The organism is Methyloligella sp. GL2 (genome assembly GCF_013341275.1).
GTDB lineage: Bacteria > Pseudomonadota > Alphaproteobacteria > Rhizobiales > Methyloligellaceae > Methyloligella.
In genome coordinates, this window is record NZ_CP054476.1 from 2284782 (window position 1) to 2298736 (window position 13955).

The following is a 13955-nucleotide window of genomic DNA, read 5'->3' on the forward strand; positions in this document are numbered from 1 at the left end:
TGTACAAGAAACGGAGGAAATGCGCCGATGCTGGAGAGCGAGCTGGAAGTCCTTCTCGGCGCGAAGATCGCAGCCTCCCGCTCCTTGGGGGTGGGATTCGGCCTTCAGGGGCTGGTGCTGACGCTGGAAGACGGGCGCAAGCTTGCGGTGAAGGCGGCGCGGGACCGCGCGGCGGGCGATGGGGCCGGGTTTCAGATCGAGGCCTTTATGCTCGCCGAGCTGGCGCGGCTTTCCGATTTTCCGATTCCAAACGTGGTGCATGCCGAGCCCGGCCTCTTGGTAATGAGCTATATCGAGAATGACGGTGGTGCGATCACCCCGGCGGCGGAGCGCGATGCGGCGTCTTACGTCGCGGCGCTGCACGGCATTCCCGGCGAAGCGTTCGGCTATGCCCGCGATACGCTGATCGGCCCCCTGCCCCAGCCGAACCGGCAGATGGCAAGCTGGACCGCCTTCTTCGCCGAGGAGCGGCTGCTCGCCATGGGTCATGCCGCGCTGGACGAAGGCGTGCTGCCGGCGGCGGAGTTTTCGCGGCTGGAACGGCTTGCCGGCAAGCTCGACCGCTATCTCACCGAGCCGGCCTATCCCAGCCTGCTGCATGGCGATCTTTGGGGCGGCAATGTGCTGGTGAAGGAAGGGCGCATCGCCGGCTTCGTCGATCCGGCGATCTATTTCGGCCATCCGGAGGTGGAGCTCGCCTTCACCACCATGTTCGGCACGTTCGGTGCGCCGTTCTTTTCCGCTTACGAGGACTTGCGGCCGCTGGAGCCGGGGTTCCACGAGCTCCGCCGGGAGATCTACAATCTCTATCCAACGCTGGTGCATTTGCGCCTGTTCGGCGCCGGATATCTGAACGGAATCACCCGGGTGTTGAACCGATTGGGCTTCTAGGCGTTTAAACCTTCGCACCCCAAATCGCAGACCACGGCACAAAAAAAACCGGCCCGCCAAAGCGGGCCGGTTTTCCCTGCGAAACGAGTCGGGCTCCGAGGCTTTCGCCTCATCGTGGCCTCCAACTCGCCCCCCCAATGTTATCCGGATCCAAGTCTCTTCTTGATTGGCGGATCCGTTTAACTGTCCCTCGAACCTCTCGGCTTTTCCGTTCGGTTCATGGAGCCGCATGTCCCCCATTTGGCTCCCGTCTGACGCCTCTTGAGGCATTGGCCCCCCAGCCCGTGCCCCCGTCGTGTGTGAGCTAAAGCTAGCTGACCGGCGGGCGCTGCTTCAAGTTTGGGCAACAGCCGAAACGCAAATCGTCCGCACCCTGTTGCAAAAATGCACACACGGTCTTTGCGGTCATGCGACAATCAATTTTTCTTCTTTTAAAACAATTAATTACCAATCCTCCTTCATAAGGTGTCGAGCTCTCCCCCTCCGCAAAATCCGCCTTCCGAAGGCCGATCGAGGGACGCGATAGAGCCCGTATCGACCGTCTTCGCGTGGCTTTTGCGCAACAGGGGTGTCATTTGCCCTGCCAAGCGGTGGATTTGGAGACTGCATTTCCACGGCGGGCGGCGGAAAAAACCACCAATTTCCGCCAATCTCGGAAAGCGGCCCGGTAGAACCGAATCAAAAGGGCGGCCGACGCCGCCCTTTCCAGGTCCGATTGGCTAGCGTCCAACAGAGCCGGCGCCAGCACCGTTTGCTCAGATCGCTGCAATGACCGCTTTCAATCTCGTGGCCTAGCCAACGCGGATTAACTGGATCAGCTGATCGATGGATCGCGCAAGATGGTCAGGCCTTCCGGTCCCTCTGGCGATCATCATGGCGCCCTCCAAGCCAGAGATATATGTCTCCGCAAACACATCAGGATCGATCTCGGGCTTGATGTCACCGTCTTGCTTGCCCTTTCGCACGACATCAGTCAGCCATGACCGCTGCTCTTCGAAAAAGCGGCCCACTTCTACCGTGATGCGCTCAGGCAGGGTCGATGCCTCGGCGGCGAGGATCCCACAGAGGCACACGCTGCCCTGATCGCGCAACGTCGCGACGAAAAGATCGCCGTAAGCCGCCAGCATCGCTGGCGCATCGGTTTCCGGCAGCATCGTTAGCGCGTTGCCGCAGGCTTCGCGATAACTGCGGACTGCCGCTTCCGCCAACTCAGCCTTGGTCGGATAGTGATGGTGAATGCTCGCACTCTTGATGCCGACTTCGGCCGCGACGTCCCGGAAGCTGAATCCGTTATAGCCCCGATCCATCATAAGCCTGCGGGCGGCGTCTAGAATTTCGGTGGCTTTTTGGCTCTGCATATCTGCGACCCGTCCAATTCTACCAAGTACTAGATAGGGGGTTGACGACCGCGGGGTCAACCGGACATACATCCTACCAAGTACTAGATAGGCTCTCCTGCGGATCGCATTCATGACGAAGCTCTCGACCGAAAACACCGCAATGCTGGCGGTGGCTCTCTCCGGGCTGGCCTGGGGCCTCTTCTGGATACCCTTGCGAGCCCTGGATGTAGCCGGGATCATGGGCGTTTGGGCTGTCGTCCTGTTCTACGTTCTGCCGGCTCTCTTTCTGTTACCGGCCATTATTCTGCGCCGTCGCCGGATCATCGCAGGGGGATGGCGGCTTCACCTGGCGGGCCTCCTCGCCGGGACGTCGCTCGTTTGCTATGCGGGGGCGCTCGTCTTCACGGACGTGGTTCGGGCACTCCTCTTCTATTACCTGACGCCTGTCTGGAGCACGTTGCTCGCCCGCGTCCTGCTCGGCGAGCGCATCACGATGCATCGCTGGGCGATGATCGGCCTGGCTCTGACCGGTCTGATGTTCATCCTCAGGGTCGATGAGGGGCTGGGCGGCGCTTTCAATATCGGAGACTGGATGGGGATTGCGGGCGGACTCCTGTGGGCCGTCGCCGCGGTCGTGATGAACTCGGACGAGGGCGGCAACGGCATCGATTTCACACTGTCGTACTTCGTCTGGGGTAGCGTCGCGGCGCTCTTGCTGGCGTTACTGCCGATCGAAGGCGCGACCTCGGCGCCGGATTGGGAAACGATACGGAGCGTATTGTGGTGGATCGTTCCCGTCGCGATTGTCCTCGTCATCCCGCCAGCGTTTGCCATCATGTGGGGTGCCACTGTGCTCAGCCCCGGCCTGCTTGCGATCCTGTTCATGACGGAAATCAGCGCAGGGACGGTGACCGCGGCGATCTGGGCAGACGAGCCGTTCGGCTTGAGACAGATCTTGGGCGTGCTCTTGATCACGGCCGCAGGCGTTTTGGAGCCGGTCACAAATCTGCTTCGCGGCAAAACCCTCGAAAGCCGACCTTGATGCCATCTCCAGCCTCATGAAGCGTGGGTTCGAACCGGACGTTCGCGTCGTAAGCTTTGAGTGATTGAGATAGATCGGCTCCTCCCTGTCGGCAAAGACCTGTTTTCCGACAGGTCCCTCGGCGCGCCGTCAATGCCCTGATGGCGATGCTGCCAGGCGAATTGGAATTCCGAATCAAAAGGGCGGCCGAAGCCGCCCTTCACTCTTATCTGGCTGCCCTATTGGCTGCGTTCCGAAAGGCGCAAGCCGCCTTCTCTCTAAAGACCGTTGCCGCCCAAGGTGAGCTTCAGCCCGCCATAGACGGCTGCGCCCGCCGTCTCGTAGCCGAACACCTCCTGATAGTCGGCATCGAACAGGTTTTCGGCACGGGCGAAGACCTCAAGCCCGGGCCGCAGCTCGTAGCTGCCGGCCAGACGCACGGTGGTGTAGGAATCGAGCGTGGTGATGGAGGTGTACGGGGCGTAGGCCGTATAGACGAAGTCGTCCATCGCGCCGTTATAGATGACGCCGAGCCGCAGATGCGCCTTGTCGTCGGCAAAGCGGTAATCGACATCCACCCGGCCGGCATGCTCCGGGCGGCGCACCTCGCGGATCCCGCTCGGATCGGTGGCGTGCAGATGGGTGTAGGCGCCACTCAGGGTCAGCCCGTCGACGATCTCCCAGGCGGCGGAAACCTCCTCACCGTCCCGGTCGCTGGTGCCGGGCATGTTGACCGGCGAGGAGGTAAAGTTCGGCAGGAAGGCGGTGGTGATCTCGTTCTCCAGATCCTGCTCGAAATAGGTCACGTCGACGACCAGCCGCCCGCGCATCAAGCTCACCTCGATACCGGCATCCCAGCCGAAGGATTCTTCCGGCTTCAGGTTGGGATTGGGCGTGAAGGTGTTCGGCACATAGCCGTAGAGCTCGTACATGGTGGGCGCGACCACGGCGGTGCCGACGCTGGAATGCAGCCGCATCGGCGTGTTCGGCACGGCGAGCGAGCCGGCCACGCGATAGGTGGTCGAATCCTCGAAGCTGTCATTGTCGTCGTGACGCAGCGAGGCGGTCACCCCAAGCAGATCGTAGAACTCACCGCGATATTCGGCGGCGGCCGAATCGGTGCCACGGGTGCGCTCGATCCGGTCATGGCTCGGGGTGAAGTTCTCGTCGGTGGTCTCCAGCATGCCGGTCACCGCGTGATGGCTGTCGAAGAAGCCGGGCGTTTCCCCTTTCAGGGTCGAGAAATAGGAGAACCTGGTCCGGTCGCCGTCGTATTTGGAGAAGCCGTTCGCCTCGCTGCGGTTCTCCGACTCGGTGTCGCTGTAATCGGCATGGAAGCGCTGCACCCAATGGCCGTCCAGCAAGGTCGCGGTGACATTGGAGCCGGCCATCTGGTTGGTGAGGTCGAAGCTCGAATTGGAATCGAGCGGCAGGTAGACGCCGTTGAACGGAATCACGGCGCCCGCATAAGGAAGGAAGTCGTCGATATCCGACTCGTTCTCATCGCGGCGAAAGACGCCGTCGACCTTCAGCCAGGGCAGGATCTGGAGCCCGCCCTTGGCCACCGCATTGCTGATATCGGAGCCCTCATCCTCATTGCCGAACATCGAGGTGTTGAACCCATCGGTCTTGCGCCGCTGGAAGCTCAAAATGCCGTGGCGCTTGTCGTCGCCGCCGGAGACGCTGGCGGCGATGCCGCCCGTGTCGAAGCTGCCACCCTCGCCGCGCAGTTTGACTTGCGCCGGGCCCTTGCCGGATTTGGTAACGATGTTGATCACGCCGCCGAGCGCATTGGCGCCGTAAAGACCGCTCTGGGGCCCGCGGATCACCTCGATCCGCTCGATATCGTCGGCCAGGAGGCTGGCGAAGTCGAACTCGTCATTGGCGAGGTCGTTGGCCTCGATGCCGTCGATCACCACCAGGGTGTGATTGCCCTCGGCGCCGCGGATGCGGACTTGCGTAAGGCTGCCGAAGGCGCCGGACTGGCTGACGGCAACGCCGGGCAGACTGCGCAAGGCATCCGCCGCATGGCGAATCTGCTGAGCACGGAGATCCTCGCCGGTGACCACGGTCACCGAACTGCCCGTGGTGCCGAGGCCGAGCGTCCCGCCGCCGGGTGCGCCGGCCGCACCCTGATTGGCGCCGGCGGTTGCCGCTTCGGTTCCCGGCACAGGCGCGGCGGTCCGGGTCGACGTCGTCGTGGCGCCAGGCTGGCTTACGCGCTGCGGCGTCCGATCCAGCGTTGCACCCTCGACCACGATCGGAGACAGGACCAGCGCGTCAGCTGCGTCCTCTGCCCGCGCCGTCGAGATTTCTGCGATAAGTGAAAAGCAAGCGAGGCAGCCGACAAGGCCCCCGCACAAAGATTTGGTTGTCATTGACACCCCCAACTGTCCCAGTGGTTGGGCTGGGATAGGAGGCGCAGCCGGACGACAACCGTTTGCCCCGATGGCAAAGGCTACTATTTCGCAAGACGACCCCCCTTTCACAGCCCGAGGAATCGTCACCACTCCGGGGGTAACTCCGTTCTTACGAGCCCCACGCACGTAAGATGGGTGACGCTCGCAGGCAGGTCTCCTGGCTTACAGCTCGTTTCGCCTGTCCCTGCCTTCCCAGCCTTTCCGGCCAGTGGCATCGTTGGGGCAGACAGCGCTGCTTACAGTTGCGGGGGCAGCCGCGGATTGGAGGGAGAAAACCTCTTCACCGCGTTCCCTTTTCACCTTCGGACGGAATGTCTTCGGGAACCTACGAAGCGCTCATCTAAACGGAGCATTAACCACGGCGTCAAGCGGCTTCCGCTAAGCCGTTGAGCGAAGGGGCATATTCCGCCGGTCAGCGCCGCAAGGTGACATTGGCGACGTTGGAATAGCGTCCGGTCTTCTTATTCAGCTGGTTGATGGAGATGGTGTGCTGCCGGCTGGAGACCGCGATGTTCATATTGCCGGAGAATTTGTTGCCGGCGATGTTCACGCGGATGGCTCGGTCGCTGGCCGTGCCGGAGACCGTGCCGTTGGCCTCGTAGGTGTTCTCCTTCCAGGTGCCACGCACCCGGCCGTTGCCGTAGGTGAGCGCCGAGGTGGCCCAGAACTTATAGTCCGTGCTGGCGCAGCGGATATTCTGCTTCACGTTGGGGCCGGTGACGAAATAGGTCACCTTGCAGGAGACCCGCTCCGGCTGGCCGTTGACGGCGATCAGCGTTCCGCCGCCGCTCCAATAGCCGGCGAGGGTCTGAAACGGGTTGGCGGCGGCCGGCGCGGAGGTCGCGGCGACGACCGAAAGCACGGCAAAGACGGCGATAGCCGCGGCGGCGGCGCGAGGCGCCGCTTTTATTGCGAACGAAGTCAAGCGTGTGAGCATGGTTGCTTGCCCTATTCCTGAACCTGGTCGTTGGGAGATGGGGTGAAGCACGCGTCGAAGCAAATGAATTTCACGGCGGCCCATTGCCGCCCCATAGGCCGATGTGCATCATGCAGAAAATTTTCGGCAGGGGAAAGTTGCGATGAAGCTTTTGCGTTTTGGTGACAAAGGGCAGGAACGCCCAGGGATCCTCGATAAAAATGGTAAAATCCGCGATCTTTCGGGGATCGTGGACGACATCGCCGGCGATGTGCTGACCTCGGCGGGGCTGGCGAAGATCGCCGAGATCGACCTGGAATCGCTGCCCTTGGTGGAGGACAACCCGCGGATCGGCGCGCCCGTCGGCGTGGTGCAGAAGTTTCTCGGCATCGGCCTGAACTATCGCGATCACGCCGAGGAGACCGGGCTCGACATCCCCGAAAAGCCCATCGTGTTCTTCAAGGCGAGCTCCTGCGTCAACGGTCCCGACGACGAGGTGCTGATGCCGAAGGGCTTCGAGCGCATGGACTGGGAGGTCGAGCTTGCCGTGGTGATCGGCGATCCGGCCAAGAACGTCTCCGAGGAAGACGCCCTCTCCCATGTCGCCGGCTACACGATCTGCAACGACGTCTCGGAGCGGCGGCTGCAGGTGGGCGGTTCCGGCGAATGGTCGAAGGCCAAGAGCTACGATACGTTCGGCCCGCTCGGCCCCTGGCTGGTGACGCGGGACGAGATTCCCGATCCGCAGGCGCTCTCCTTAAGCCTCGATATCAATGGGGAGCGGATGCAGACCGGCACCTCCTCGACGATGATCTTCAGCATCGCGCAGCTGATCGCCTATATCAGCCGCTTCATGACCTTGATGCCCGGCGACGTGATCACCACCGGCACCCCGCCCGGCGTTGGCATGGGCCGCAAGCCGCGCATCTTCCTGAAAGCCGGCGATGTGATGCATCTGGCCATCGAAGGGCTCGGCGAGCAGACCCAGACGCTGGTGCCTGAGGCTTAGAGGTCGTCTTACGCACTTCGCCAAAGTGACCCCCCCTCCGGCTCCCCCCTTTAGGGGGGAGAGACGAGACGGCTCGCCCCCCTCCCCCTGCAAGGGGGAGGGTTGGGGTGGGGGTCATTCGTTATCTCCGCAGAAGATCAGCGCTATTCTTCCGGCCAGAGCCGGTAAAAATGGTGCACCGGCCCGCAGCCCTTGCCGATCTTGAGTTGATCGGCAGCGGCGATGGCGCCGGTCATATAGCGCTTCGCCGCAGCCACGGCATCGCCCAGATGGGCGCCCTTGGCCATCTCCGCGGCGATGGCCGAAGACAGGGTGCAGCCGGTGCCGTGGGTGTTCTTGGTGTCGATCTTGGTCTCGGCGAAGCACCGCACCTCCCCGTCATAGAGGATATCGACGGCCCGATCGCCCGGCAGGTGGCCGCCCTTGACCAGCACCGCCGGGGCGCCGGCGTGAAACAGCTGCTCGGCCTGGGCAATCATTCCCGCCTCATCCTCCGCCGGAGACGCACCCAGCATGCGCGCCGCTTCGTGCAGGTTCGGCGTGATCAGATTGGTCAGCGGAAATAGCCGGGTTTGCAGGCTCTCGACGGCGCCGTCATCCAGCAGCGGATCGCCGCTCGCCGCCACCATCACCGGATCGAGGATCACCGGGATACGCGGCAGGTTGGGCAGAGCGCGAAGCGCATCCGCCACCGCACCGATGGTGGGCACATCGCCCAGCATGCCGATCTTGATGGCGGCGATATCGAGATCGCTCGTGACCGCCTCGATCTGGGCGGTGACGAAATCCGGCGGCGCGATCAGCACCCCCTTCACCCCTTCGGTGTTCTGGGCGGTGAGCGCGGTGATCACGCTGGCGCCGTAAACGCCGAGGGCCGAGAAGGTCTTCAAATCGGCCTGGATACCGGCGCCGCCGCCAGAATCGGAACCGGCAATGGTGAGTGCGATCGGAATCATGACACTTGCAGACAAAGCGCGCGCGAATGGAGCCTCATCTTAGGCCCCGCTTAGCGGTTTGCGAATCGTGTGAATCGGTTAGCCGATCGTAGTGAGACCCGGGAACAAGTCTATCAGCCATCCGGCGATCAGCGTCATGGAGTTCGTCAGGAACAGAACACCGGTGAGGATGAGGAAGATGCCGAGCACCTTCTCCATCCGGGAAAGATGCTTCCGGAAGCGCTGCAACACGTCGAGGAAGGGGCGGATGGCGACAGCCGCCAGGATGAAGGGAATGCCCAGCCCCAGCGAATAGACCAGCAGCAGGCTCACCCCCTGGCTCACCGTCTGCTCACCGGCCGCAACCACCAGGATCGCCGCCAGCACCGGACCGATGCACGGGGTCCAGCCGAAGGCGAAGGCAAGGCCGATGACATAAGCGCCGACCAGCCCCGCGGGCCGCGATTCATGCTGGTAGCGCGCTTCGCGATGCAGCAGCGGGATATGGAACAGGCCGAGGAAATGCAGACCGGCGATGATGATCACCACGCCGGCAATCTGGCTCAACAGCTCCAGATGGCTGGTGACCAGCTGGCCGAGGCTGGTGGCAGTGGCACCGAGGATGACGAACACCGTGGTGAAGCCGAGCACGAAGGCGATCGCCGACATGACGATGGTGCCGTAGACATGGGAGGGGGTCTCCTCCTCGCCGGCAAGCTGGTCGAAGGTGGTCCCGCCGAGGAAGCAGAGATAGGGCGGCACCAGCGGCAAGACGCAAGGCGAGAGGAAGCTCAAAAGCCCCGCGATAAGCGCTCCGACATAGCTGACAGTCATGGGTTTATCCGCCGTTTCCGTGTTCCTTCAGCGGCTGATTTTCCGCTGCATATTCATAGGCTTATTCTTAGGCTTGCCTAGGCTCTTTGCGATAACACCGCAAGGCAGCGCGGCAATTCGCTCAAGCTGTCCATGACCAGATCTCCGCCGAGCTCGGAGGCCGGAAGCGGCGTATAGCCGAAGCTCACCAGAACCACTCCGGCGAGCGAGGCGGCACGTGCGGTTTTCACGTCGGTCATGCTGTCCCCAACCATAACGGTTTCGTGCGGCGCCGCGCGTAACTTCGACATCACATGTATGAGAGGGCTGGGATCGGGCTTCTTGGGAAAGCCGCTATCGGCGCCCTGGATGAAGCCGAAGCTGCCGGCAAGGCCGAGGCCGTTCAGCACGTCGTCGGCGATGGGTTGCGGCTTGTTGGTGCAGATACCGCATTTGATGCCGGCCTCGGTCAGGGTCTGCAGCAGGTCGACCGCGCCTTCGTAAGGCTTGGAATGGACCACGGGGCGCGCCGCGTAAAGCGCCAGCAGCCGCTCCAGCATCTCCGCCCTCGCCGCCTCGTCGCGCTCCACCTCATGGGCGTAGAGTGCCCGCTGCAGCAGCTTGGCCAGCCCGCCGCCGACCATCTTGCGCACATCCTCGATGGCGTGCGGCGGCAGGTCGAACTCGCTCAGAGTCTGGTTGAGGGCGGCGGCAATATCCTCCGCCGTATCGACCAGCGTGCCGTCGAGATCGAACACCACGGCGCGGGGCCAGATGCCGCCCGGTTTGCGCAGCTCCGGCAACACGGAGGCGAGATAAGCGTCGGCAATATGGTGCTGGCTGCTATCGGGCATTATGCGGCGGCGATCCGGGCATTGTCGGCGCCGGCTCTGAGCGCGGCGATATTGGCTTCGAGCGCGCGGTCCTTGAACACGGCGGAGCCGGCGACGAAGGCGTTGGCGCCGGCCTTGGCCGCCTCAGCCACGGTCTTCGGATTGATGCCGCCATCGACCTCCAGATGGATCGGGCGGGCGCCGATCATGCTGCGGATATTGCGGATCTTCTGTAGCTGGGAGTCCAGGAAAGCCTGGCCGCCGAAGCCGGGATTGACGGTCATCACCAAGATCAGATCGACCTTGTCGAGGAGATATTCAAGATGCGATTCCGGCGTTCCCGGCGTGAGGGTCACGCCGGCCTTCTTGCCGAGGCTGCGGATCAGCTGCAGCGAGCGGTCGATATGCGGGCCCGCCTCGACATGCACGGTGATGATGTCGGAGCCGGCCTTGGCGAAAGCCTCGATGTAGGGATCGGCGGGCGCGATCATCAGATGCACGTCGAAGGGCTTTTGCGAGTGGGGCCGCAGCGCCTTCACCACATCGGGACCGATGGTGATATTGGGCACGAAATGGCCGTCCATGACGTCGACATGGATCCAGTCGCAGCCGGCCGCATCGATCGCCCTCACCTCTTCGCCGAGCTTGGCGAAGTCCGATGATAGGATCGACGGGGCAATGATGGTCTCGCCGGCCATGGTTTTCCTCTTCTCTCAACCCTTGGCGCGCGGGCGCGCTTATTGTGTCTCGTCGGCCTTGGCCGCGCGGTCGATCTCGAACACGCGGCTGGCCAAGATGTCTTCCGGTTCGATGGTGATCAGGTCTTCGGCCGAAAGTTTGGCGGATCTGTTCGCCACCAGCCGATTTGCCTGGCGGAGCCGGGCGCGGTCAAGCGCATTCCGGATCGAACGGCCATTGGCGAAAAGCGGCTGGGCTTTCCGCGCTTCGATATAGCGGGCGAAGGCGGCGCGCGCCTCCGGGCTGAAGCGGTAATTCATCTCGTGCAGCAGCAGATCGGCAATGCTCATCAGCTCCGCATCGGAATAGTCGGGAAAGTCGATGTGATGGGCGATGCGCGAGCGGAAGCCGGGATTTGAGGCGAAGAACGTCTCCATGCGGTCGGCATAGCCGGCCAGAATCACCACCAGGTCCTCGCGCTGGTTCTCCATCACCTGGAGCAGGATCTCGATCGCCTCCTGGCCGTAATCGCGCTCGTTTTCGGGCCGATAGAGATAATAGGCCTCGTCGATGAACAGCACGCCGCCCATGGCCTTCTTCAGCACCTCTTTGGTCTTGGGCGCGGTATGGCCGATATATTGGCCGACGAGATCGTCGCGGGTGACCGAGACGAGATGGCCGCGGCGGACGAAGCCGAGCCTGTGTAGGATCTCCGCCATGCGCAGCGCCACGGTGGTCTTGCCGGTCCCCGGATTGCCGGTGAAGGACATATGCAAGGTCGGCGCCTCGACGCTGAGGCCAAGCTGGCGGCGCATGCGCTCCACCAGCAGAAGCGCCGCGATCTCGCGGATGCGCTTCTTGACCGGCGCCAGACCGACCAGCTCGCGGTCGAGCTCGTCCAGCACCTCCTCGATGCCGCTCTCGGCGATCTCCTTGTTGAGATCGATCTCGCCTGCGGCGTCGCTCGACGCAGGCGCGGCGGCGGTCTCTTCGGTCTCGCTCATCTCATCCGGCACATCGTTATCCATCTTCGTCGTTGCCCGGCTCGACCGGGCAATCCAGTAACCGGCACTGACGCGAAATCGCCAAGGCTGGGAATACCGGATCCCTGCTTTCGCAGGGATGACGCCCGCGGAATGTTTCGGCGTCTCGCTACGCCTTATACCACACCGAGCTTAACCAGGGTTTGCGCCGATGGGTTGCGTTTTGCCGCCCTGGCGCTGTGGTTTGCCGGCGCAAAGCGGGACCAAATGAAGCACAACGCCCCCGCGCCATTGCATGGCACAGGACTCCGCCTTAACTCGCGCTATCGGGCAGAGGCCGCGTTTTGAGCCGTCTGCCCGCGCCATCTTCAAATCGCCGGGCATGCGGTCCGGACAAAAGGACAAGCCCGGCGTGGGGCGCGCCGCCGCTTCTCCCGCCAGCGACGTGACAGCATGAGCCTTACGACCGAGAGAACCGGCGCCCCGCTGGGGCTGATCCTTTTCGCGCTTGCCATTGGCGGCTTCGCCATCGGGACGACGGAATTCGCCTCGATGAGCCTGTTGCCGTTCTTCTCCAAGGATCTCCAGCTCGACGAGCCGACCGCCGGCCATGTGATCAGCGCCTATGCCCTGGGCGTGGTGATCGGCGCTCCGGTGATCGCGGTGCTGTCGGCACGTCTCCCGCGCCGCAGCCTGCTGGTCGGGCTGATGCTGGTCTTCGCGCTCGGCAATCTCCTCTCGGCGCTGGCCGACAGCTATCACTTCATGCTGTTCGCCCGCTTCCTTGCCGGCCTGCCCCATGGCGCTTATTTCGGCGTCGCGGCATTGCTTGCGGCCACGCTGGCGGGGCCGGAGAAGCGCGCGCAAGCCTTCTCCCGGATCATGCTCGGGCTGACCATCGCCACCATCGTCGGCGTGCCGCTGGCCAACGGCATCGGCCAATATTTCGGATGGCGCTGGGCCTTCGTGCTGGTGGCTGCGCTGGCACTCCTGACGGCAAGCCTGGTCGCCATCTTTGCGCCGGGCGGCGGACATGACCAGGGCGGCGATCCCCTGACCGAGCTCAGCGCGCTGGCCCGGCCGCAAGTCTGGCTGACGCTTGGCATCGGCGCGGTCGGCTTCGGCGGCATGTTCGCGGTCTATACCTATCTCGCCTCCACCATGCTTGAGGTGACCCATGCGCCGGCCGCCGCGATCCCCTTCGTCCTGGCGGTGTGCGGCATTGGGCTGACCATCGCCACGCTGATCTCGGGCTGGGCGGCCGACCGGGCGCTGATGCCGACGGCGGGCGCCTTTCTCCTCTGGAGCATCGTCGCGCTCGTCATCTACCCGTTCGCGACGGGCAGTCTTTGGACCCTGGTGCCGGTGGTGCTGGCGGTGGGCTGCAGCGGCGGGCTGGCCGCCGTGCTGCAGACCCGGCTGATGGATGTGGCCGGCAAGGCCCAGACCTTGGCTGCGGCGCTGAACCACTCGGCGTTCAACGTCGCCAATGCGCTCGGGCCTTGGCTCGCCGGCATGGCGCTCACCGCCGGATGGGGCCTGCCCTCGACCGGTTGGGTCGGGGCGGCGCTTGCCACGGGCGGTCTGGTGTTCTGGGGCTTATCGCTTGCGCTGGAGCGCCGGCAATTGGCGCTGGCGCCGGCGGAGTAACCGACCGGCTCTGCTTCGAACCAAAAGGTCCGCCGCCTACCCCTTGCCGTTATAACGCTTTCCTTCGGGAAGCTCGGCGGCGTAGGCGTGGGTGGTGTAGCGGATGTTGCGCCCTTCGGTCTCCTGCCGGTCGAGGCGGAAACCCGGCTCGTTCTCCGGCCGGTTGACGATGAAGGACAGGCGCAAGGATTCCCAGCCCGGCGAATTGTCGAAGGCGGAGATGCGGATATAGCGCTCGCCGTAAATCTCGCGGCATTTGCCGAGCTCGGCCATGACGCCGGCCGCATCGGCCAGATCGAACATCGGCTCGCCCCACATATCCCAATAGGTGTTGCGGGGATGGGGATCGTCGGTGAACTCGATATTCACCGCCCAGCCATTGTCGATGCAGTACTGCACCTGAGCGGCGATCTGGCTATCGGTCAGATCGGGCAGGAAGGAGAACGTGCCTTGGGTGAGACGCATG

At 63.5% G+C, this 13955-nt stretch carries 13 protein-coding genes and 1 riboswitch; of the genes, 4 read left to right on the plus strand and 9 right to left on the minus strand.

Annotated elements, in window-relative coordinates:
* Positions 1–27 precede the first annotated feature (27 nt).
* On the plus strand, positions 28–891 hold the full coding sequence (locus HT051_RS10775) for a fructosamine kinase family protein (protein WP_174542032.1): 864 nt from the start codon (positions 28–30) through the stop codon (positions 889–891).
* 791 nt (positions 892–1682) lie between these two features.
* Here the strand turns inward: HT051_RS10775 and HT051_RS10780 are convergent.
* Complete coding sequence (locus tag HT051_RS10780; protein ID WP_174542033.1) at positions 1683–2249, minus strand: TetR/AcrR family transcriptional regulator; 567 nt, start codon at positions 2247–2249, stop codon at positions 1683–1685.
* Positions 2250–2361: 112 nt separating this feature from the next.
* Here HT051_RS10780 and HT051_RS10785 point away from each other — a divergent pair, with 112 nt between their 5' ends.
* A complete protein-coding gene (locus HT051_RS10785) occupies positions 2362–3273 on the plus strand; it encodes a DMT family transporter (protein WP_174542034.1) in 912 nt (303 codons plus the stop codon).
* A 257-nt stretch (positions 3274–3530) separates the two neighbouring features.
* On the opposite strand, the gene HT051_RS10790 is transcribed toward HT051_RS10785, so the two are convergent.
* Both HT051_RS10790 and HT051_RS10795 read right to left on the minus strand, forming a co-directional pair.
* Positions 3531–5510, minus strand: coding sequence for a TonB-dependent siderophore receptor (locus HT051_RS10790; RefSeq protein ID WP_174542035.1), 1980 nt, complete (start codon positions 5508–5510; stop codon positions 3531–3533).
* 291 nt (positions 5511–5801) lie between these two features.
* Positions 5802–6016, minus strand: a riboswitch (cobalamin riboswitch).
* A gap of 68 nt (positions 6017–6084) precedes the next feature.
* The gene (locus HT051_RS10795; RefSeq protein ID WP_174542036.1) at positions 6085–6609 is read right to left on the minus strand and encodes a hypothetical protein; all 525 of its coding nucleotides are present in this window, start codon (positions 6607–6609) and stop codon (positions 6085–6087) included.
* A 142-nt stretch (positions 6610–6751) separates the two neighbouring features.
* Between HT051_RS10795 and HT051_RS10800 the strand changes: the two genes are divergently transcribed.
* Entirely contained in the window at positions 6752–7597 is an 846-nt protein-coding gene (locus HT051_RS10800) for a fumarylacetoacetate hydrolase family protein (protein WP_174542037.1), read from the plus strand.
* Positions 7598–7740: 143 nt separating this feature from the next.
* Here the strand turns inward: HT051_RS10800 and thiD are convergent, their stop codons facing one another.
* The 5 genes from thiD to cbbX form a co-directional block, all read right to left on the minus strand.
* On the minus strand, positions 7741–8553 hold the full coding sequence (thiD, locus tag HT051_RS10805) for a bifunctional hydroxymethylpyrimidine kinase/phosphomethylpyrimidine kinase (RefSeq protein ID WP_174542038.1): 813 nt from the start codon (positions 8551–8553) through the stop codon (positions 7741–7743).
* A gap of 78 nt (positions 8554–8631) precedes the next feature.
* Positions 8632–9366 carry a cytochrome c biogenesis CcdA family protein gene (locus HT051_RS10810; protein ID WP_174542039.1) on the minus strand — a complete coding sequence of 245 codons (735 nt, stop codon included), beginning with the start codon at positions 9364–9366 and terminating at the stop codon, positions 8632–8634.
* Between the two features lie 77 nt (positions 9367–9443).
* Positions 9444–10199: an HAD family hydrolase gene (locus HT051_RS10815; protein WP_174542040.1), complete on the minus strand. Its 756-nt coding sequence runs from the start codon at positions 10197–10199 to the stop codon at positions 9444–9446.
* Complete coding sequence (gene rpe / locus HT051_RS10820) at positions 10199–10876, minus strand: ribulose-phosphate 3-epimerase (RefSeq protein WP_174542041.1); 678 nt, start codon at positions 10874–10876, stop codon at positions 10199–10201. The genes HT051_RS10815 and rpe overlap by 1 nt, the downstream gene beginning before the upstream one ends.
* A 39-nt stretch (positions 10877–10915) precedes the next feature.
* A complete protein-coding gene (gene cbbX, locus HT051_RS10825) occupies positions 10916–11860 on the minus strand; it encodes a CbbX protein (protein ID WP_174542976.1) in 945 nt (314 codons plus the stop codon).
* A gap of 432 nt (positions 11861–12292) precedes the next feature.
* Between cbbX and HT051_RS10830 the strand changes: the two genes are divergently transcribed.
* Complete coding sequence (locus HT051_RS10830; protein ID WP_174542042.1) at positions 12293–13489, plus strand: MFS transporter; 1197 nt, start codon at positions 12293–12295, stop codon at positions 13487–13489.
* Positions 13490–13525: 36 nt separating this feature from the next.
* Here HT051_RS10830 and HT051_RS10835 read toward each other — a convergent pair whose 3' ends face one another.
* On the minus strand, positions 13526–13954 hold the full coding sequence (locus tag HT051_RS10835) for a ribulose bisphosphate carboxylase small subunit (RefSeq protein WP_174542043.1): 429 nt from the start codon (positions 13952–13954) through the stop codon (positions 13526–13528).
* Position 13955 lies beyond the last annotated feature (1 nt).

Coding starts and splice junctions, on each gene's coding strand:
- HT051_RS10775 (WP_174542032.1), top strand. CDS start 28: ATGCTGGAGAGCGAGCTGGAAGTCCTTCTCGGCGCGAAGATCGCAGCC.
- HT051_RS10780 (WP_174542033.1), bottom strand. CDS start 2,249: ATGCAGAGCCAAAAAGCCACCGAAATTCTAGACGCCGCCCGCAGGCTT.
- HT051_RS10785 (WP_174542034.1), top strand. CDS start 2,362: ATGACGAAGCTCTCGACCGAAAACACCGCAATGCTGGCGGTGGCTCTC.
- HT051_RS10795 (WP_174542036.1), bottom strand. CDS start 6,609: ATGCTCACACGCTTGACTTCGTTCGCAATAAAAGCGGCGCCTCGCGCC.
- HT051_RS10800 (WP_174542037.1), top strand. CDS start 6,752: ATGAAGCTTTTGCGTTTTGGTGACAAAGGGCAGGAACGCCCAGGGATC.
- thiD (WP_174542038.1), bottom strand. CDS start 8,553: ATGATTCCGATCGCACTCACCATTGCCGGTTCCGATTCTGGCGGCGGC.
- HT051_RS10810 (WP_174542039.1), bottom strand. CDS start 9,366: ATGACTGTCAGCTATGTCGGAGCGCTTATCGCGGGGCTTTTGAGCTTC.
- HT051_RS10815 (WP_174542040.1), bottom strand. CDS start 10,199: ATGCCCGATAGCAGCCAGCACCATATTGCCGACGCTTATCTCGCCTCC.
- rpe (WP_174542041.1), bottom strand. CDS start 10,876: ATGGCCGGCGAGACCATCATTGCCCCGTCGATCCTATCATCGGACTTC.
- cbbX (WP_174542976.1), bottom strand. CDS start 11,860: ATGAGCGAGACCGAAGAGACCGCCGCCGCGCCTGCGTCGAGCGACGCC.
- HT051_RS10830 (WP_174542042.1), top strand. CDS start 12,293: ATGAGCCTTACGACCGAGAGAACCGGCGCCCCGCTGGGGCTGATCCTT.
- HT051_RS10835 (WP_174542043.1), bottom strand. CDS start 13,954: ATGCGTCTCACCCAAGGCACGTTCTCCTTCCTGCCCGATCTGACCGAT.